We start from the raw sequence: 19,441 nt of genomic DNA on the forward strand, positions 1-19,441 counted from the left end.
TTTTTGGAAGGAGAACCAAGCACCAGGCTTGTGCAGGGTAGTTTTCGATGTCGTCTGTCTGTTACGCAACCGATGAGTAGGCTATTCCTGGTGTGCGAAGGTCTTTGATGAAATGAACCCTTTCGTATCGAAGAGCACATGAGTGATGGAATCAAAGAAAGGCATAGGCAGATTCGATTCTGCCTATGCCTTATCTCCTGTAGTTCTTAGCTGTTGAATAAAATCTGTATGGTACTGCTCACTTCGTATGGTTTCGATTACCGCGATGAGTCTCCGGAGAGAAGAACGTAGCCGCGATCGTAACGGCGCTCAGTGCCGCGATGAATAAACCAATTACCCAGCCTTTTCCTCCGGTCATGTCTAGAAGTAGCACCGCAATGACCGGGGAGAATCCACCGGAGATAGTGGAAGCTACTTGACTCCCAAGCGAGGCGCCCGTGTATCGGTGTTCAGGTTCGAAGAGTTCCGTCATGAAAGCTGCCTGCGGACCGTACATGAGGTCGTGAAAAATCATGCCGATAACTATTGCGGCGCAAATGATGATCGCGCTGCCGGAGTCCATCATAAAGAACAATGGAATGGCAAAAACTCCAGAGAGGACTGCGCCAATTAGGTAAACTCTCCTACGTCCAAACTCATCAGAGAACCAGCCTGACAACAGGGTTGTGCACAGACTTACACCTGAGGCGACCAGCACCCCAATGAGTGCAACATATCGGGGAAGCCCAAGCGAAGTTGAAACGTAGGTCAGTGAGAACACCGTAAGTATGTAGAAGAGCGAGACCTGGGATATCTTGATGCCGATTGCTAGAAGAACCTGTCGCCATTGCCGACGTAGAACCTGTACAAGCGGGAAACGTGCGACCTTTCCATGCTCCTGAACTTTCTTGAAGTCGGGTGTTTCTTCCATTTTGAGGCGGATTACGAGACCAACAACAATCAACACCGCGGAACTCAAGAATCCCACACGCCATCCCCACGCCATAAAGGCTTCCTCTGTGAGGGTAAAGTTCAGCGTAGTGAAAACGCCGTTTGCCAAGAGTAATCCGACTGGAGCTCCTACCTGAGGCCATGCGCCGAAGAGTCCTCGTTTCTCCTCCGGAGCATGCTCCACGGCCACCAGGACTGCTCCTCCCCATTCTCCGCCAAGTCCGATCCCCTGAATGATGCGCAGGGTCAAAAGGAGCAAAGGAGCGCCCATGCCAATAGCCTGATGGGTGGGGAGGGCTCCGATAAGGGTTGTAGCTACACCCATGATTAACAGGGAAGTGACGAGCATGGCCTTCCGGCCAACACGGTCGCCGAAATGCCCCATAATGATCCCTCCGAGAGGGCGAGAGACGAACCCAGCGGCGTAGGTTAGGAGCGCCAGTAGAGTTCCTGTCAAGGCTGACTCGGAAGGGAAGAAGAGCTGAGGAAATACTAGAGCTGCTGCGGTTCCATAAAGGTAGAAGTCGTACCATTCAATCGTGGTCCCGACGAAGCTCCCGAAACGTGCACGCCGTTGCATGCTCTTCTTAGAAGCGAGTTCCAGTTCGGTGGTGGTCATGAGATATCCATCCGTTAAGTCAAAGGATAACCTTTGCCTGCTGTAGGTGTGTGACGCTACTGAGCGTCTTGAGAAGGCTAGTGCCAAGCGTGATGAGGGAAAATGAGATGCCAGCTCAGATGGCGACTAAGTCTGTTTATAACTCGGTCTTGAGATCTGTACGCATCAGCCAGGGCTATGCAGAGTCGTCCGTTCGTGAAATCTATTTCTTAGGAATCTGCGGTGCGGGGAGTGGCCCATGATCTCGCGCGGATTTCTTACCGGATGATTTCGCGCGAGACCATACACTCTAAAGCTGAACTCTAATTGGAGATAGCCTTTTTTGTTGTAGTTCTACAGTAAAGACGTAGAAACAAGTGGGGATTTGGTACGCCTAGTTCTTCTTCTGAGCGATGGCCTCAACTTCGAAGACGAACTCTTCGTGCACTAGACCTGCCACAATTAGCAAAGTGTTCGGGGGATAGATGCCATTAGGGTAGATTTCGGCAAAGATCTCTTTTCGCAGCTTCATGAAATGTGGAATCGTCTCGCGACCAACGACGAACGTAGTGAACTTGATAATGTCCTCAAAGCCAAGGTCCGCAGCAGCCAACGCTGTCTTGAGATTCTTAAAAGCGCCGCGGATTTGGCTTTCTGGGTCTTCCCCGTCGGTACCAAATTGACCTGCAATGGCTACGATGTTGTCGGCGACGGCCACGGGTGAGTAATCGCCAAACTTCGAAAGGCCTTCGATGGTGGGGATGTATTGGATCGGCATTGAGTGCTCCTTGCTGGTTGCTTAATGATCGTGTCCCGCGATCAAAAATACGTTCGTTGGGAATTACTGAACTTCGTTGCGTTGCGTGCCGAGACCTGTGATTGAGATTTCGACGACATCGCCGGTTTGAAGAAACTTTGGAGGATCGAATCCAATGCCGACACCTACCGGTGTGCCGGTAGCGATGATGTCGCCTGGGAATAGGGTGATTCCAGCCGAAATGGTCGAAACTAATTCTGGAATGTCAAAGATCAGGTCACGAACGTGAGCATCTTGGCGAGCTTCACCATTAATCCACGATTGCACGCGTAGGTCTTCTGGATCTGGAACTTCATCCTTTGTGACTGCGTACGGTCCCATCGGGCAGTGGGTGTCCAATGATTTACCTAGTAGCCATTGTTTGTGAGTACGCTGCAGATCACGGGCGGTGAAGTCATCAATGATGGTGTAGCCCCATACATGATCGAAAGCTTCTTCGCGGGTAATCCCGCGGCCGCCGCGGCCGATGATGATGCCGAGCTCAGCTTCATAGTCGAGCTCGTTAGTAACGTTTGGGTGAGATTCGATCTTGTCGTACGGACCGGATACTGAGGTGGTGGCCTTGGAGAAAACAACCGGAGCTTCAGGCAGACTTTCTGAACGGTCCGGCGAATCGTATCCGGAACGGCCGAATTCCACAACATGCTCGCGGTAGTTTTTTCCGACGCAGAAGATGTTTCGTTGAGGTGCCGGGATCGGCGCACAGAGTCTCACGCTGTCTAGAGGGAAAGTCGGCAATGAATCCAGGTCTTCATCGATCTGTTCTAGACCAGACCAGGCTTCAATGACGTGAAGCAGATCCGCGCCTTCAGGTAGGCGGTCGCTCAGATCGTGTACGACCCCTTGAATGGGGTCTGCCAGGCCGACATGGATGCGTTCCGAGTCGACGGAGAATGAAACAAATTTCAAAATGAACCAATCCTTACCAATTGAACCAAAGCTAACGATGAAAAGCCTAACCCCCCTTGCCTGTGGGATTCAATACCTTTTTATTGGGAATTTTTGGTAGCTTATTGGTCCAAATTGGTTCATCCTGCTATTCTAGTCTTATGACAGGTGCGGATCAGGCTCTCCGAGCGATGCTTCAAGACGGTATTGCAGCCGGTACTTTTCGTGCGGGTGCCAAACTACCGACCGAGCGAGAATTAGTTGAGATGCTTGCCGCATCACGTCCGTCCGTGAGGAAGGCACTATCGCAACTAGAGCGCGAAGGACTAATAACTCGACAGGTGGGTCGTGGTACTTTCCTGACCAGTACCATGTCGCCTGATGCGGTCCCGGTGGATTCTAGTCCTGCAACGATTATGCAAGCCAGACTGGTCTTTGAGCCTTCGATAGCTTCGACTGCCGCGCTGACTGCGACGGCAGTCGATTTGGAAACCCTGGAACGATACTTGAATGAGGGTGGCAAATCTGCGGATTTTGAGTCTTTCGAATCCTGGGATGCAAAATTACATCGTGCCATTGCGGTCGCGACCCAAAACGACCTACTGATTCGGATGTTTGACGTGATGAACGCTGCGAGGGACTTGCCAGTATGGGGGCTGAGAAAGCGGCAGACGTCGACGCCGGAGCGCCGACGTCAATACCATCATGAGCATGAGCAGATACTCAAAGCCCTGCAGGATCGAGACCCAGAGGGTGCGGAGCATGCCATGCGGGTGCACCTGCGTCAGGTCGGGGATGCGCTAAGCGGAGGTGCATAATGATAAGACTTCTCAATACCGAAGGGTGAAAATCAAAGCAGAAAGCTATTTGGCCTTTTCCGCTCAACGAAGTCAAATTGTCTGCTGCTTCTAGTCGTTGCAGGAATTTTCTTGATTCGGTGAGGTTCATCGATCCTTTAATTCATATCCCAGTCCGCAAACGAAATGATTAGAACCTCGTGGCCAACGCACAGAAATTATGGCGCCAAATAAGAACGGTGGTTGGACGAGAACTGCGGACGCCTCAAGTGAGCTCGCACTTAAGCTGGAGTTCCTTGTAGATCCTTTCGTAGCTAATCTGTTTGTGACCACTCAACGTCCGTGCATCTGCGCATTCGGAGAACTTTGGAAATGTGGCCTAGGGCTGGGGGTGACGAGAATCGTAAGCGCCAAACCCCGGACGTAGCCGGAGCAGTACACCAGCTATCGCCATGATCATCAATCCTCCCGCGACGGCTGGTACCCAGAGCGTGAAAAGTGATGCGAGGACTCCGAAGTACAAGGCCCCTAGTCGAGGTCCGCTAGTTACGACAGTCATGAAGATACCTTGTAAACGACCTCGATAAACATCCGGTGTAGCTTGTTGCATCATCGTGGAACGGAAAATGCTGCTGATGTTGTCTGAGGCGCCAGTTAGTGCGAGGGCGATACACGCGGCAACGATCATCACCACATTCGGATGAGTGGCATCCACGGTTTCCGGCGCAAACCAACCAAGGTGAGCACCCAAGAGGGCGAGTCCAAAGAGCATCGTGGCTAGTCCGAAAGCCTGCACTGCCCGGGTAATTGCTATGCCATGGCGGGTGATGCCGGAGAGTCGTCCGGAGACAAGGCTGGAGAGAAAAGTTCCGATGGCAACTGCTGCGGTGAGAATGCCGGTCGTTATTTCTCCGCCACCGAGTAATACAACTCCAACTGCCGGGAAAATTGCCACAGGGCTACCGAAGACCATCGCTATGATGTCCAAGAAGAATTGAGCGCGCAAGTTCGGCGCGGTGCGTAGAAAACGCAGTCCATCACGTAGCGATTCAAGTCCCGGACGTGTGGTAACACCGCCAGGAAGTAACCGGGGAAGGGTCCATAGGCCAAGGAATAGGGATAGCATTAGCAGCACATCAATGGTGTAGGTCAGAGGGTAGCCAAGAAGTGCAACGAGTGCGCCCCCGGCTGCCGGTCCAGCCATAACCATGATTCCTATAGAGATACCATTTAATGCGGCTGCGGGGGCGATCAGTTCGGGGCCAACCAGTTTTGGTGTCATCGCGGTCTTGGCTGCAGAGACCACAGAATTTGAACACGAGATAACGATGGACAGTCCGTATAACCATGCCTCGTTCACGTGACCGGTCCATGCGACGGTGGCCAGGCTGACGGTTGCAATCCAAGTAATGGTGGCACTGATCAGTGCGACGCGCCTGCGGTCGAAATAATCAGAGAGCATCCCGCCGTATAGTCCAGCGAAGATCATTGGTACGAGGCCTGCGAATGCGATCATTGCCACGGCCAGGGTGCTGGATGTCAGGGCATACATATGCAGCATGACCGCGGTGACTGTTAGTTGGCCGCCAAGTCCGCCTAACATAGACCCAATCCACACACGGGCAAAATCAGGTCGTTGGGTGAGCGGCCGAAGATCGACAAGATGGCTTCGGGAAGAGATATTTGTAGTCATAGTAGTTTCTTTCAGCGACATGCTGACATGTCGAAGTGCTTGTTTGTTGCGCCACCGATGAACCTATTGGAACAACGGACGTTTTCGTTTAGGAGACCGAGCATTTTGTGTGTTGTCGTAGTCTTCTCATGTGTTCAGGGCTGGGGAATTGCGGAGGCAATGTATCCAGCCTGAGGAATCTCATAAGCTCATCCCGCGTTTTGTCCGTCGCGCTTGCAAACCTAGATATAAAGCTAGATACGCTCCACCGAGGAGCCCTGTCACTGTACCGACTGGCAAGCTCAAAGAGGGCGTGGTATATGTTGCAAGGAAATCTGCACTCACCAGCATAACCGCACCTACAACGGCGCTGATTATCGGGTGGATGTTGCCGGGAGCAATCCATCTTGCGAGATGGGGAGCGGCCAAGGCGACAAATCCAATCGGCCCGGAAGTCGCGGTGGCCAACGCTGCCAGAATGGATGCTACGGCTGTTACGCCAATTCGGGTACGGGACACATTGACGCCGAGCGCGCTGGCTAGGTCATCGCCCATCCCCATGAGGACCAGCGGTTTGGTGAGGAGCATAGCTAGGGGTGCTACAAGCAGAATGGTCAGTGCGAGATAACTGACTCGTTCCCAATCTGCGCCATTGAGGCTTCCCACCAGCCATCGCGCAGCGTTTTCTGCGTTATCCACGTCGGCGCGCAACAACAGGAAGGAATTGACAGACGTCAACAAAGGTCCAATCGCAATGCCCGCCAGGACCAATCGTGTCGGGTTCATACGGTGCTTAGAAGCGATGGAAAAGACAATGAGGCCGGTGGCAAGTCCTCCGAGCAAAGCGCCAGTTGGTGTTTGAGTTTCTCCTGCGTGCAGAACTAAGATCACCAGCAAGGCACCGGTAGCGGCGCCGGCGTTTATGCCTATTACATCGGGGCTCCCCAGAGGGTTGCGCGTGAGCCCTTGAAACAAAGCCCCAGACATTCCAAGGCAGCTGCCCACCAGTATCGCTAACAGCAGTCGAGGAAGGCGCAACTGTAATAGCAGGTAATTTTCAGACCCACTGCCAGACCCAAAAAGAATGGATGTCAGTTGCTTTACTGTTAAAGGATGTCCAGTACCACCTAGAAGCGTAAAAATACCTATCGTTAGAAGAATCACCAGGACTGCGCAGAGCAAGCTCGTCCGCACGTGGGTGGAAGGTTGCATCGCACTGACATTGGGTATGTTTTTCATGGAGCAACCACCCGACGTTTGGACAAGATGATGAGGAATGCAGGGGCTCCGATGAATGCGGTGATGATCCCGGTTTGCACTTCTGCCGGTGCGGCAATCACGCGACCAATAATGTCTGCTGTCAGGAGCAGTACTGGTCCGAGAATCACTTGGAAAGGTAGCGTTCGGGCATGGGTTGCACCTAGTAAGGCTCTTGCGATATGAGGGGTTGCTAGACCTACGAAAGCAATAGGACCGCAGGTGGCCGTCGCTGCCCCGCAAAGAAGCGTGACCGACAACAGTGCACCTGTGCGGACCCACCCGGTGCGAGATCCTAATCCGCGGCTCATGTCTTCTCCTAGAGCTAGGGCATCCATCGAACGGCAAAGCGCGAACGCAAGGACGCTTCCTAGCAACAAGAAAGGTCCTGTCTGACCTAATATTTCTAGGGTCGGAACGTTGAGGGAACCGATAACCCAAAAACGAAACTGCTCATAGGTAGAACGATCGGCCAATGCAAAAGCAGAAACTCCCGCGCTTAATGCTGCGGAGATCGCGGAACCAGCCAACAGTAACCGTGCCGTGCTGGAAGAACGGTTTAATACTCCACCTAGCAGTGAAACGGCAATCGCTGCAAGGCCAGCTCCGCCCAGGGCAAACCATAGATAAACACGTGGAGAGCTAATTCCCAATACGCCGATGCTTAGCACCACTGCGACGGCGGCGCCTGAGTTCACCCCCAGAATTCCGGGCTCAGCTAGGGGATTTCGTGTCACCGCCTGTATTATCTCTCCAGCGAGCGCGAGTGCTGCCCCAACGGTGAAGCCGATAAGGGTTCGTGGAATGCGCAGTTTCCAAATTACTTCTGCGTTGTAGCCGGTTTCCTGGCCGATAAGAATGCGCCAGACTTCTGCGGGTCCGATAAGCGAGGTTCCAACAAACAGAGAAACTCCAAGTGCAAGCAGTAATGAGGTTGTACCCAACGTAAAGACCAACCGATATCGCCAATATGAGTTAGGTTTGCTGTGCGCTAAACCGGGGATACTGGGTCTTATCGGTTGCAAGACCGAAGCTGGCACTTAGTCCCCCTGAACGGCTTTCTCAATTTCTGGAACTAGGCGTTCTAAGGCGTATGGGATCGAGGTTACCGTTGATGCAGACATCGCCATCACGGTGTCTTCATCGGTTACTTCTACGATGCGTCCTTCTTTCACGGCGGAGAGCTGCTGAAAAGTGCTGGAGTTCGCGAATGCCTCTTGCGCCGCGTCGTTACCTTCCAAGACCACGATCACATCTGCCGTATCAAGCAAGTCAAGGCGTTCTTCGCTCACAGCGCCCCAAAACTCATCACCGGTGATCTCTGCTGCTTCTTTAGTAGCTCCGAAACCAAGCGAATCCATAAAACGACCCCGATTATCTGTTGGCGCATACACCCCAAACTCGCCGTTCATCGAGATCACTGTGACGGCAGTGAGCCCCTCCCAATCGGGATGTTCAGTAACCGCATCGGCGAAGGCATCCTTCGCCTGAGTGACGAGCTGCTGAGCTTCGTCCTTCTTGCCGACAGCTTCTCCAACTTGAACGGTGCGAACATCCCATGGAACCAGATATGCGTCTGTGTATCCTGCGACAGGTGCGACGGTTGCAGCTAGGCCCGAGAGTTTTTCGTAATCGGTTTGGGTCAGCTGGGTTCCGGTGGACAAAATGAGGTCAGGGTTCGTTGCAGCGATATCCTCGAAATTAAGTTCCCGGAAAGTTAATAGTTTTGGATCTGCACTGCCTAAGTCATTGAGCGACCATGGACCTACTCCTCGTTCCCAATCCGAGATCCACTGGGGAAACGCAACGGGAGTAATTCCGAGGGCTAAGAGCACGTCGGTGTCGGTGGTTCCAGTCACCACAATTCGTTCTGCAGGGGCAGGAATGACAGTCTCGCCAAACTGGTGTTGCATGGTGATCGGCCAGGTGCCGGACGGCTCGTTATGAGATGAAGTCTCGTTTTTCGCTGTGGTTGTCGAACAGCCTGCAAGAGCTAGGGCAAGTATTCCTGCGACAATGGGGCCAACAAAAGTGAGTCGCCGAGAAATCCGGAGATTAGTAGGGTGCATTTGAGAATATCCTCCAACTTAGGCATGGCTTACCTATTCACTTTAAAGGGATGCGGGCGTCGCCTTATAGGACAAATCCATCGGCCGGTTTCAATATCCTGCTCTATCAGGTTTCAGGCAAGAAATGCGCACGTTTCTGTAATATGATCTGCGCCACGTCAGAATCGATTTAAGTCATCAATTTGAGTCAGAGGGGCCGTCTGCTCGCATGGTGGTGCTTGCGGTTTGGGGAAATGAAGCGACGACAAAAGCGTAGATTTTGGCGGCGTGGCCATGCATAACAATTGGGTTGACGGCAACTCGGGATGAGGGGCCTCTGACCCACGCTGCCTTTCAGGCGAGTCTAGTCTGTGGTGGTGCTTGCTGGTTGGGTTGGGTGGCGGTCGTTCCGGCACGGTACTCCTGTTAGCACCAGCGCCGATGTAATATCCCGCTCAACGTCGGAATGGGGTTATGCCGCGTTATTGCCACGTGGCGGTGTGGTGCATTTCGATAGAGGTGGATAAGGGTGTGGGAGTGCTGCGGCAGAGTTGAGCGGCAACCTCGAAGCCAATCGTTTCGAGGGGCAGGGTGAGTTTGTTGGCGAACTTCTCTGCATTCCAGTGTGGGTCCGCTTCTGGGACCGTGTGGTCGGCGCCATTAACCAAGGGTGCCTCAATGGAACTAGGGTGGCGGGCGCGCGTGGTGCTGTTGGTGTTGCCATTAGCCGTCACCCTGTGCGAGTTCTTGAGCGCGCCAACGGGTCGTTGATTCTTTCTGGTGCAGCATGTGCCGCAGCAAAACCGCTTGGACAGGCTTTGGTCGTGTGCAGCGCCGTCGACGACACCTTTGATCCGATGGCTCGCCGAGCAGTATCAGTGGGGCGCTGCGAGCCGCTGGGACGGCGTGGATTTCCGTGGCGATCTTGGGGCTTGTTGCAGCCTACTGATCGTCAGCGCCTCCGGTCTATGTAATTCAACAATTGACATAGGGATGCTCTTTATCTTAATATCAAACTAATAGAGATGCTCTTATGTTCTTTGGAGGTACACATGCGTCCCATTACGATCTTCCGCGGATGGAGTCTGCCCGGGTGCTATGCCGCGATGCTGGTGATCGGCCTACTCATGTCGGTTTACGGGCCCATCGTCTCCGTTCTCCAGGGGCGGTTCGGCCTCAGCGCAGCTGCCGTGGGCGCGGCGCTGGGGACCCAGTCCTTCGCCGCGATCATCGGCGTGCTCATCGCGCAGCCTGTCCTGCGAGCACGCGGCAACCGCTGGACGATCATGGCCGCGATGGCGCTGATCGCCGTCGGTGGGCTCATCATCGCTGCCGCGCCAACCTGGCCGCTGCTGCTCGTCGGCACAGCGGTCGCCGGCCTCGGGTTCGGCGGCGTAGACTCGATGATCACCCAGCTGATTCTCGTCGGGTCCGGCGCGAAGGGACCAGGCCGGGCGAACATCGCCCACGCTTGGTTCGGCATCGGCACTGTCGCGGGCCCCGGCCTGGTCTACCTCGTCGGGCCAGAGGACTACTCGTGGATCTTTGCCGGGGCCTCGGCCCTCATGGTGCTTGCGTTACTCGGGGCGACGAGGCTCGAGCCGCGTCCCACTCCGGCCGAGGTTACCACCGCTGCGCACTCGGGCGACACGGCCCCTCTGCGCAGGCCCGCCCTGTTCGTGATCGCTATTGCGGCTTTCTTTGCCCTCTACCTCACGCACTTCGCCGTCCAGGCCGGGATCGGTAACTGGTCCCCGACCGTCCTACAGGAGCAGTCTGGCCTTCCGGCCCCGACCGCGACCCTGTTCGTCACCGGATTCTGGGCCGCGATGGTGCTCGGCCGCTTCGCGGCGGCCGCCCTTGCCCACCGCGTTACCGCGGGTGCCCTGGTTACGATCAGTTCGCTGGGACTCGCGGTCGCCGTCGCGGCTACGCTTCTGCCTGCGGCAGCACCCTGGGCGTACATGGTCGCCGGGCTCTTCCTCGGACCGATCTTCCCCACCGGGATGGCGTGGCTGACCCACAGCGGATACGGCCGCGGAAACAGCTTCGCCTACGTCATTGCCGGCTCCATGCTCGGTATGGCCTTCGCACCCAGTCTCGTGGGCTGGATCATCGAGAACCAGGGCAGCCAGTCAGCCCCACTCGTGCTGCTGTTCATTGCCGTGCTCGTGCTCGTCTCCAGTGCCGCACTGGTCGCGCTCATCGCCCGTGCCCGCAGGATCGACGCGTCGGCGCAGCTGGTTGCTGCCCGCGCGGGAGCCGCTGTAGATCGCTGATCGGGGGTTCTCGCGCGTCACGGTGGGCCGTGGGCCTGCCGCGACGCGCGAGAGTCTCGGCACCGGGAGAGGCATGGTGTGGCTGGGTGTGCGATGCCGGGTCACCAGTCAGTCGAATCGGCGGCCTTGAACGCGCCGGGCGTCTGGCCCATGATTCGACGGAAGGTGTCGATGAACGCGCTGGGCGTCGACCATCCGCATTCCTGGGCCACCTGGGTGACCGTGTGGCCCTCGGCGAGCCGAACCATAGAGGCGAATAGGCGTGCTCGGGTCCGCCATTGCGGGTAGGTCTGCCCGAACTCGGCTTTGAATAGCCGTGCGAGGGTCCGTTCGCTGACGTGCACGGATCTCGCTAGGCGGGGCAGTGTGTAGACGTCCCCGAGGTCGTCCTGGACGAGCCTGCACGCCTCGCGCAGCCTCGGATCATTGGGCTGGGGCAGGCGCAGGCCGGTCACCGGAGTTCGTCGCACCCGATCGTTGAGGACGCATTCGAGGTGTGCGACTTCCTCCTCTGACAAGGCTGGATCGGTCACGGCTTTGAGCACCTCGTGCAACAGCGCATCGACGGCCACGACCTCCGGTCCCGCGAGTCCGCGGGCGACGAGGCCGGGGCCGGCGGAGTTGAAGAGGTGGAGGAGCGTGTTCCCGTAAGTGCGGTGCTCGTGTTTGACGCCAGCGGGGATGAGGAACGCCCTGCCGGGGGAGGCGACCCAGACGCCGTGACTGGTGTGGATCGCCATCAGCCCGGTGCTGACGTAGACCAGCTGGTCCTCGTCGTGCCAGTGTGAGGCGATATGCACGCCGTCCGGGTACCGCTCCGTGCGTGCGCCTACGTGTGGTCGATGAGGCTGCTCGGGCAGCACTGGGGCGTCGATGTCGGAGGCCTGCGACTTCACGGACATGGTGCTCCTCCCAGACTCTTCGTGAAGGCCGAAGATTATTGGCAGATTTCCGATACTTAATGTCTTTATATCAGAAGAACTCCGAATGGACTAAGGGGAGGATTGGAACCATGGACAAGAATTTAGACCAAATCGTGGACACGTCGCCCGGCCCGGAGACCTCCCCAGCAAATAAACACGCCGCACTGTTGACCGTTGCACTGTTCGTCACCGGGTTCGGGCTGCGCACGGCGGTCGCCAGCCTCGGCTCCGTCCTGGGCAACATCCAGGATTCCTTCTCCGCAGGTAGTGGGGGACTGAGTTTCCTTACGACGCTGCCCGTCCTGTGTTTTGCCATGGCGGGTATTGCCGTCCCGTTCCTCGCTCGCAAGATCGGCCCGCACCGCGGATTGCTGATCGCATTGGCGGTCTCGGTCCTCGGCCTCGTGGCTCGCGCGCTGACTGACAGCTTCGCCATCTTCCTCTTGCTGTCCACTGTCGCGCTTGTCGGTGCAGCGGTGGCGAACGTGCTCCTGCCCTCTCTGGTGAAGACGCACTTCCCCGACCGCGTAGGGCAGAAGACCTCGGTCTACGTCGTCGCACTCAGCCTCGGCACGATGGCCTCGGCCGGGCTGACGGCCCCGATCGCCGGCATAGGGTCGGACGGATGGCGGTGGGGCGTCGCCGTTTGGGCGATCCTGCCGGTCCTGGCCGCGATCCCATGGCTGCTCGCCCGCCCCTGGCCGGCTCACGCCTCACCGGACCAGCCCACACGCCATGCCCGACGCCCGTCGGCTCTGGGCATGCTTCGCAGCCGCACTGTCGTCGCGCTGACCTTCTTCTTCGCCTCCCTGTCAGCTCTGGCGTACATCGCGTTCGGCTGGTTCGCCTTGTACCTGCAGGATCTGGGTATCGAGGCCGGCGTCGCCGGAACCATGGTCGCCGTCCTCGCGGGCGTGAGCATGCCGGTATCGATTATCGTCTCGCGCGTCAACCCGCGGCGCTTCGGCACGGTCGTCATCGTCCTCGCCGCGTGTTTCGCCGCGTCCCTGATCGGTCTTGCAGTCGCGCCCGCGGCGGGATCCTGGGTATGGATGATCCTCTTCGGCATCGGCAACGGCCTCTTCTCGCTCAGCCTCGCCCTCATAGGACTGCGCGCCCGCACCCCCGCCACGACCGCCGCCGTCTCCGGTGTCGTCCAGGGCATCGGGTACCTAGTCGCCGGGGCCGGCCCCCTCCTGTTCGGGTTGCTCCATGCCTGGACCGGCGCATGGACCGCGTCGCTGGCACTGCTGTTCGTCCTCGTCGGGGTCGCCGCAGTCAGCGGCTTGGCCGCCTCACGCCACGGATTCATTGACGACGAGCTCCACCACACCTCCACGGCCACCCCTGTCCACGGTGAGGCCGCCCAGCGCTGACCGGACCGGCGACCAAGCCGGCAGGCGACCGATCCCCATCCCCGGTGCTCGGTCGGCTGCCGGCCCACACGCACACCCCACACTTCGAGCACGAGGAGAAGACCCATGGCATGGGCACGATTCGCCGGGACCCTGATCGACCGGCACAACGTCACCGAGAACATCTTCCGAGCCAACTTCGAGATCAGCACCGTGGCTCCCGGGCACGACTACTCGCCCTTGCGCGTCGGGGACGAATCCGTTGGCCTCTACTTCGCCCGTGACGGGGTCCTCCTGGGCACGCGCGAGACGACGGTGCCCGGCGCTCACGGCGGATGGGAGACGGTTGAGGACGAGGCGAACATGGGGAGGCGCAACCTGACCGTGCGCGCCTTCGACCCGGCCACCGGCGCGATGTCCATCGACGTCGCCCACCATGCCTCCGGGGTGGCCATCGACTGGTTCGACAGCGCCCGACCGGGCTGGAGGGTGCTCATGGCCGGGGCGAGGTCCTGGCACCGGCCGCCAACCGAAGCCTCAGGACACCACTGCCTGATCGCCGACCTCGCCGGGCTCCCCGCCCTAGCCCGCATCCTCGAGGGCACCGACCCGGGCATCGACGTCACCGCCGTCGCCGAGGTGCTGTCCCCGGGTGACCTCGACTACCTGCCGCCGCACCCGCGCCTGGACCTCGTCCCGCTGATCGGCTCCGGCAACGGCGTCACGGCCAGCCGCCTCGCCGACCACATCCAGCAGATGCCGGGCCTGGAGACGGCGTCGTACCACTGGATCGCGGCCGAGACAGCCCAAGTCCGCCACCTCAAGAAGCACCTCAGAGGACTCGGGGTCGACAAGTCCCAGTGCGTAGCCATCGGTTACTGGACTGATGAGACGCAGTGGTCCGAGCAAGCCTAACTGGGTCTGCTGAGGGTTTGGTTGACACCAAGGTTTACGCTGCCAGAGCGACAGACTCGATCACTTTAGCCTCGAATTGGATCGGGGTCATTTTCCCCAAACGTCGTTGCTTGCGCTTGCGGTGATACTTCCCCTCCAGCCAGGTCACGATCGCCAATCTCAACTGCCGACGGGTCGTCCACCAGCGGCGGTCCAACACGTTCTTCTGCAGCAGGCTGAAGAACGACTCCATGGCCGCATTGCCACCGGCTGCCCCGACCCGGCCCATCGAACCGACCAGCCCGTAGCGTTCGAGAGCCTGAGTAAATTTCCTAGACCGGAACTGGCTGCCGCGGTCGCTGTGGACCTTGACTCCACGAGGGTGGCCACGGTGCGCCACTGCCATTTCCACGGCGTTGACGGCCAGCTGGGCCTTCATCCTTGAGTCAATTGAATAGCCAACGATCCGGTTACTGAACACGTCTTTGATCGCACACAGGTACAGCTTTCCTTCGGTCGTATGGTGCTCGGTAATATCGGTCAGCCACAACTGGTTAGGCCGCTCGGCGGTGAAGTTCCGCTTCACCAAATCGTCATGCACCGGCGGACCGGCCGGGACGTGCTTGCGCTGGCGTTTGCTGATCACTGAGCGGATCCCTGCCTTGCGACATAACCGCCAGACTCGGCGCTCGGAGACCTGGTAGCCGGCGTCTTCCAGGTCATCGGCCAGCACACGGTACCCTCCCTCGGGGTCCTCCTCGTGAAGCTCGTGCAGCTTGCCAATCAGCTCCCGCTCTTCGATTTCCCGGTCAGAGACAGGGTTCTTCAGCCACTTGTAATACGCCTGGGTGCTGAATCCCAAGCCCCGGCACGTCACCGCAACAGGAATATGCTTCCTGCCTGTTCGAGCGGCTAATTCTTGGACGAGCGGGCCCATTATTTTGGGGAACGAATATGCGGCTGGGAGAGCTAGACTGCGGCCTTGCGCAGCACTTCGTTCTCCATTTCGAGCTCCCGGATGCGTTTGAGCGTCTGGGACATTTCCTTGCGTTCGTCAGCATCAGAGGCTGGGGTCATTCCGTGGGATTGGAATCTGGCATCGCGAACCCACGTTTGCCGAGCTGTTTTGGAGACTCCTAGGTCTGCAGCAACTTGCTTTTGGGGCATCCCCGATTCGACGAGCGCGACGGCGTCCTTCTTGAATTCGTCGGTGAAGATTCTTGGCATGGTTTTTTGTTCCTTCGTTTGAGCATAACCATAGCTGGGTTATGCGGTAGAAGTGTCAACCGAACCCTCAGCAGACCCCCTTGAACTTATTGCCGGGGCTGGACATTTTCTCGTGGACGGGAAACCAGCTGCCGTAATCAGGGTGCTCTTGGAGTTCTTGGATGGAACCCCTGAGAACTCGATGCTCGGCAGCCGTAAATGTTCGCCCGGGCCGACTGCGAATTAAACGTAGGGCTCCAAGAATTTGATCATCCGCTCCATCACCAAAGCGCGAGCTGCGGGGTCATGGGAACGCAACGAGCTGTCGGTAAACAGGTGCTTGTTCCCTGGATAGGTGAATAGCTGCGCTATGTCTTTACCCTCGCCCTTTACGAAGTTCTGCGCGGATTCCAGATCGCCTTCTTTGGCAAAGAAGGGATCCTCGTCCATGCCATGGATCTGCACCGGAACGTTGTGCGGCCAGGGGCCGAAGCTCCACTCGGCATCAAGATCCACAAAGGACTCCAGCAAGACGGCGGCCACTGCACCCTGCCGCTGCTGTGCGCATTGCTGGGCAAGGGCGGCGCCCCATGAGGTTCCGATGTACACCAGTTCTTCCGGGAGCTTGCTGAAGAGCTTCTCCACGCGTTCCTGGATCTTGTCTTCGGTCAGTTTGTTGGCCATGCGCATGCCAGCCTCGAAATCCTTGGGCAGCTTGCCCGCATAGAGGTCAATGGCGTGAACCGTATGGCCTGCGGCACGCAATTCGGCGGCCATTGCCTGGACCCCGGGAGTGAGCCCTTGGACGTGGTGGAACAAGACAATGGTTGCCATGAGAGTACTCCTGGAGTCATCTAGCGTTCGTCGACGAGGTTGTTGATGCGCTGGGGGATGTGCTCCAAGGCGGCATCCCAGCCCGGCATCTGGCTGTTGATTTCCACGCTGTAGCCTTCAACCAGCATGAACTCGGCACAGGTGAGGACTTCTTGCCCGGATTCGGTCTCGTAAATGAAAGCACGTTTGATATCGCCCCAGAGCAAGGTCGCCGACTGATCAATAACCAGACCGGTGTTTACTACTTCAACGGTGCGCTGGGGATAGGACATGTTCCACTTGCTTTCGAGATCCAGGGCGGTGTGCTTTGCTCAAGTCTAAACCTGTTGCACACCGCCTGCCGGCGATCAAACCGGGTTGGGATAGGACTTGCTCAGCGTTCCTCGGGCCGAAAGCTCCAGGAAGTAATCCAGGTTCAGTTGGGCCAGGAAGCTCTGATCGTGGCTGACTACCAGCAATGCACCGCGATAAGCTTGCAAGGCCTCGGCCAGCTGGCGAACACTATCAATGTCCAGATTATTCGTCGGTTCATCGAGGATGAGCAGCTGTGCCGTCGGCTCGGCCAGCAACAGTGTTGCCAGATATACACGGAATCTTTCGCCGCCGGAGAGCATTCCCAAACGTCGATCAGCACTTGCCCCGCGCAGCAGCAGCCGGGCGAGCATATTGCGAACCTGCCCGTTGCTTGCCGAAGGGGCTACTGCAGCGACATTGTCCATCGCGCTGAGCTGGTCATCCAAGCCGCCCAGACGTTGCGGCAGGAAGCCAACCCGGTCCAGATAGATTTCTCCTTTCAGTTCACCGCTGGCGGGTTCGCGGGAAATCATCTGCCGGAGCAGGGTGCTCTTGCCTGAACCGTTGGGGCCGATCAGCCCCACGCGTTCGGGCCCCTGGATAATCTGCTGAGTCGTCCCGGAAGAAACGATCGCGACCTTCTTGCTGGACGGCAGTCCAGGGTCTGGCAATTCAAGATTGATGTGTTCCACCTGCCGGACCATGCGATCTGCATCATCAACCTTGGCTTGCGCGCTTTCCACCTTTCCATCCAGGTGCGAGCGCATCTTGCCGGCATTAGCCTCGGACTTCTGCCGTAGGCTATTGGCCAGGATCTTCGGCAGGCCGCCGCCGAGCTGTTCGGCCCGGCCCTTGCGCTTGGCCCGGGCCAACTTGGTCTCGGCTTCCACGCGCTGGCGCTTCTCCACTTTCAGCGTCGCCTGCGCGGTTTTGGCCGCCTGCTGGGCAGCTTGCTGTTCGGTCTCCAGCTGCTGAACGTACATGCTGTATGGCCCGCCGAAAACCCGAAGCTCGCCAGCATGCAGCTCGATAGTGTGGTCCATCATTTCCAGCAGCTCGAGGTCGTGGCTGACCACGATCAGCGTCCCTTTCCAGGACCTGACCAGCTCGTAGAGCAGCTCGCGGGTGGGCGCATCGAGGTTATTGGTGGGTTCATCGAGCAAGGTGATCTCGTTCCCTGCAAGGCGCAGGCCAAGAACTGCCAGCAGCATCGTTTCGCCGCCGGAGAGCAAACCAATCCGGCGTTCCAGGCTCACGTGCCCTAGCCCCAGGCGGTTCAACTCGACATCAACACGAGCTTCCACATCCCAGTCATCTCCTACCGCATCAAAATCAGCGGGGTCGACACTGCCAGCCTCGATGGCCTTGAGCGCCACCAGCGGCTTTTCCACACCGAGCAGCTGCGCCACCGTCGCGTCTTTTTCCAAGGTGATCATCTGCGGCAGGTAGCCGATCCGGGCATTGGCTTCCACGGACCCGCTGGTTGGTGCCAGCAGGCCGGCGATGAGCTTGAGCAGAGTCGATTTGCCGCTGCCGTTGCGGCCGGTCAATCCCACCAGGCCGGCCGGGAACGTGCCGTCCAGATCTGCCAGGGCGCGCTCGCCGGTGGGCCATTCGAAACTGAGGTTATTCAGGGTAATTGGTGGAGCCAAAGACATATATTCCTCCCACATGCGGTGAAGAGGCTGCCGACTAGCGGAATCAGGTAGCTGGCTCAACCCACAGGGGAGCCAAGAAAAAAGGGATACCGTAGCCGGTAGCCAAAATGAACAGGTCGCGCCCCAGGTGACGGGCGCAGGGTCATTGGCTGGCTTAGTAGGTATCCATGCAAAAAGTGTAACAGGAGTTTCCAAACCCGTCGTTAAAGAACTTTCGGCCCGCATCCTTCAATGGACACGGGCCGAAAAACAAGGCTAGGGAAGGGCTACTTCCACGCGCGGTGCACCGCAACAATGCCACCGGTCAGATTGCGGTATTCCACATTCTTCCAGGCCACGTTGACGAACTTGGCACCGAGTTCTTCCTGGTTTGGCCAGGCCGCGATGGACTCAGCCAGGTACGCATACGCGGTCGGGTTGGGCGAAACCAGGTACCCCAGCGCAGGGATCACGCGTGGCAGGAACTGCTGGTAGGCCACCTTGATCGGGGTCACGGTTGGAGTGGAGAACTCGGCAACCACGATCCGCCCGCCGGGCTTGGTCACGCGGCGCATTTCCGACAGGGCCTTCTCGGTGTCATCGATATTGCGCAGCCCATAGGAGATGGTCACCGCGTCAAAGGTGCCATCTTCGAATGGAAGATCATGGGCATCACCGTAGACGAAGTCCAGGTGCGGGTAGCGCTTGCGGCCCTCGGCGAGCATGCCGTTGGACATGTCGCAAGCGGTCACCTTTGCGCCGGCTTCGGCCAGCGGGACCGATGAGGTGCCGGTGCCGGCCGCCAGGTCGAGGATGCGCTCGCCGGGCTTGGGCGCGATGGCCTCGGTGGTGATCTTGCGCCAGTAGTTCACAATGCCACCGGTCATCAAGGTATTGAGCAAGTCGTAGCGTGGAGCCAGCTTGTCGAACATGTTCTGAACCTGATCGGCCTGCTTGTCCAGGCCTGCGCGCGCATTGTGGGAACTCATGGGTCTAAGTGTTTCATATTTGC

At 57.9% G+C, this 19,441-nt stretch carries 16 protein-coding genes and 1 pseudogene; 4 read left to right on the top strand and 13 right to left on the bottom strand.

Translation table 11 applies throughout. The annotated features are described in order from the left end of the window. Positions 1-238 precede the first annotated feature (238 nt). From OF385_RS00855 to OF385_RS00865, 3 genes are all read right to left on the bottom strand, one after another. Entirely contained in the window at positions 239-1,549 is a 1,311-nt protein-coding gene (locus OF385_RS00855) for an MFS transporter (RefSeq protein WP_264276543.1), read from the bottom strand. A 373-nt stretch (positions 1,550-1,922) separates the two neighbouring features. Next, positions 1,923-2,306, bottom strand: a complete 384-nt coding sequence (locus OF385_RS00860) for a RidA family protein (protein ID WP_264276544.1) — start codon at positions 2,304-2,306, stop codon at positions 1,923-1,925. 63 nt (positions 2,307-2,369) lie between these two features. Beyond that, on the bottom strand, positions 2,370-3,254 hold the full coding sequence (locus OF385_RS00865) for a fumarylacetoacetate hydrolase family protein (protein ID WP_264276545.1): 885 nt from the start codon (positions 3,252-3,254) through the stop codon (positions 2,370-2,372). Positions 3,255-3,316: 62 nt separating this feature from the next. On the opposite strand from OF385_RS00865, the gene OF385_RS00870 reads away from it, so the two are divergent. Next, positions 3,317-4,051, top strand: a complete 735-nt coding sequence (locus OF385_RS00870; RefSeq protein WP_264276546.1) for a FadR/GntR family transcriptional regulator — start codon at positions 3,317-3,319, stop codon at positions 4,049-4,051. A 358-nt stretch (positions 4,052-4,409) separates the two neighbouring features. On the opposite strand, the gene OF385_RS00875 is transcribed toward OF385_RS00870, so the two are convergent. From OF385_RS00875 to OF385_RS00890, 4 genes are all read right to left on the bottom strand, one after another. Next, entirely contained in the window at positions 4,410-5,723 is a 1,314-nt protein-coding gene (locus OF385_RS00875; RefSeq protein ID WP_264276547.1) for an MFS transporter, read from the bottom strand. Between the two features lie 180 nt (positions 5,724-5,903). Further along, positions 5,904-6,941, bottom strand: coding sequence for a FecCD family ABC transporter permease (locus tag OF385_RS00880; protein WP_264276548.1), 1,038 nt, complete (start codon positions 6,939-6,941; stop codon positions 5,904-5,906). Next, entirely contained in the window at positions 6,938-7,903 is a 966-nt protein-coding gene (locus OF385_RS00885) for a FecCD family ABC transporter permease (RefSeq protein WP_264276549.1), read from the bottom strand. The genes OF385_RS00880 and OF385_RS00885 overlap by 4 nt, the downstream gene beginning before the upstream one ends. Before the next feature lie 96 nt (positions 7,904-7,999). Then, positions 8,000-9,028 carry an ABC transporter substrate-binding protein gene (locus tag OF385_RS00890; protein WP_264276550.1) on the bottom strand — a complete coding sequence of 343 codons (1,029 nt, stop codon included), beginning with the start codon at positions 9,026-9,028 and terminating at the stop codon, positions 8,000-8,002. 1,004 nt (positions 9,029-10,032) lie between these two features. Between OF385_RS00890 and OF385_RS00895 the strand changes: the two genes are divergently transcribed. After that, positions 10,033-11,286 carry an MFS transporter gene (locus tag OF385_RS00895; RefSeq protein ID WP_264276551.1) on the top strand — a complete coding sequence of 418 codons (1,254 nt, stop codon included), beginning with the start codon at positions 10,033-10,035 and terminating at the stop codon, positions 11,284-11,286. A 101-nt stretch (positions 11,287-11,387) separates the two neighbouring features. Here the strand turns inward: OF385_RS00895 and OF385_RS00900 are convergent, their stop codons facing one another. Further along, positions 11,388-12,182 carry a helix-turn-helix transcriptional regulator gene (locus OF385_RS00900; RefSeq protein WP_264276552.1) on the bottom strand — a complete coding sequence of 265 codons (795 nt, stop codon included), beginning with the start codon at positions 12,180-12,182 and terminating at the stop codon, positions 11,388-11,390. A 116-nt stretch (positions 12,183-12,298) separates the two neighbouring features. On the opposite strand from OF385_RS00900, the gene OF385_RS00905 reads away from it, so the two are divergent. Next, on the top strand, positions 12,299-13,585 hold the full coding sequence (locus tag OF385_RS00905; protein WP_264276553.1) for an MFS transporter: 1,287 nt from the start codon (positions 12,299-12,301) through the stop codon (positions 13,583-13,585). A 105-nt stretch (positions 13,586-13,690) separates the two neighbouring features. Next, positions 13,691-14,479, top strand: coding sequence for a siderophore-interacting protein (locus OF385_RS00910; RefSeq protein ID WP_264276554.1), 789 nt, complete (start codon positions 13,691-13,693; stop codon positions 14,477-14,479). A gap of 34 nt (positions 14,480-14,513) precedes the next feature. On the opposite strand, the pseudogene OF385_RS00915 reads toward OF385_RS00910, so the two are convergent. From OF385_RS00915 to OF385_RS00935, 5 genes and pseudogenes are all read right to left on the bottom strand, one after another. Continuing rightward, a pseudogene (locus OF385_RS00915) lies at positions 14,514-15,685 on the bottom strand (IS3 family transposase). A gap of 222 nt (positions 15,686-15,907) precedes the next feature. Then, the gene (locus OF385_RS00920) at positions 15,908-16,498 is read right to left on the bottom strand and encodes a dienelactone hydrolase family protein (RefSeq protein WP_264276555.1); all 591 of its coding nucleotides are present in this window, start codon (positions 16,496-16,498) and stop codon (positions 15,908-15,910) included. Between the two features lie 20 nt (positions 16,499-16,518). Next, positions 16,519-16,770 carry a hypothetical protein gene (locus OF385_RS00925; protein ID WP_264276556.1) on the bottom strand — a complete coding sequence of 84 codons (252 nt, stop codon included), beginning with the start codon at positions 16,768-16,770 and terminating at the stop codon, positions 16,519-16,521. 75 nt (positions 16,771-16,845) lie between these two features. Further along, the gene (locus tag OF385_RS00930) at positions 16,846-18,450 is read right to left on the bottom strand and encodes an ABC-F family ATP-binding cassette domain-containing protein (protein ID WP_264276557.1); all 1,605 of its coding nucleotides are present in this window, start codon (positions 18,448-18,450) and stop codon (positions 16,846-16,848) included. A 266-nt stretch (positions 18,451-18,716) separates the two neighbouring features. Continuing rightward, positions 18,717-19,418 (bottom strand): class I SAM-dependent methyltransferase, encoded by a 702-nt coding sequence (locus OF385_RS00935; RefSeq protein WP_264276558.1) that lies wholly within the window; start codon positions 19,416-19,418, stop codon positions 18,717-18,719. Between the last annotated feature and the right edge of the window lie 23 nt (positions 19,419-19,441).

Origin of the sequence: Glutamicibacter sp. JL.03c, from assembly GCF_025854375.1 — a bacterium.
GTDB lineage: Bacteria > Actinomycetota > Actinomycetes > Actinomycetales > Micrococcaceae > Glutamicibacter.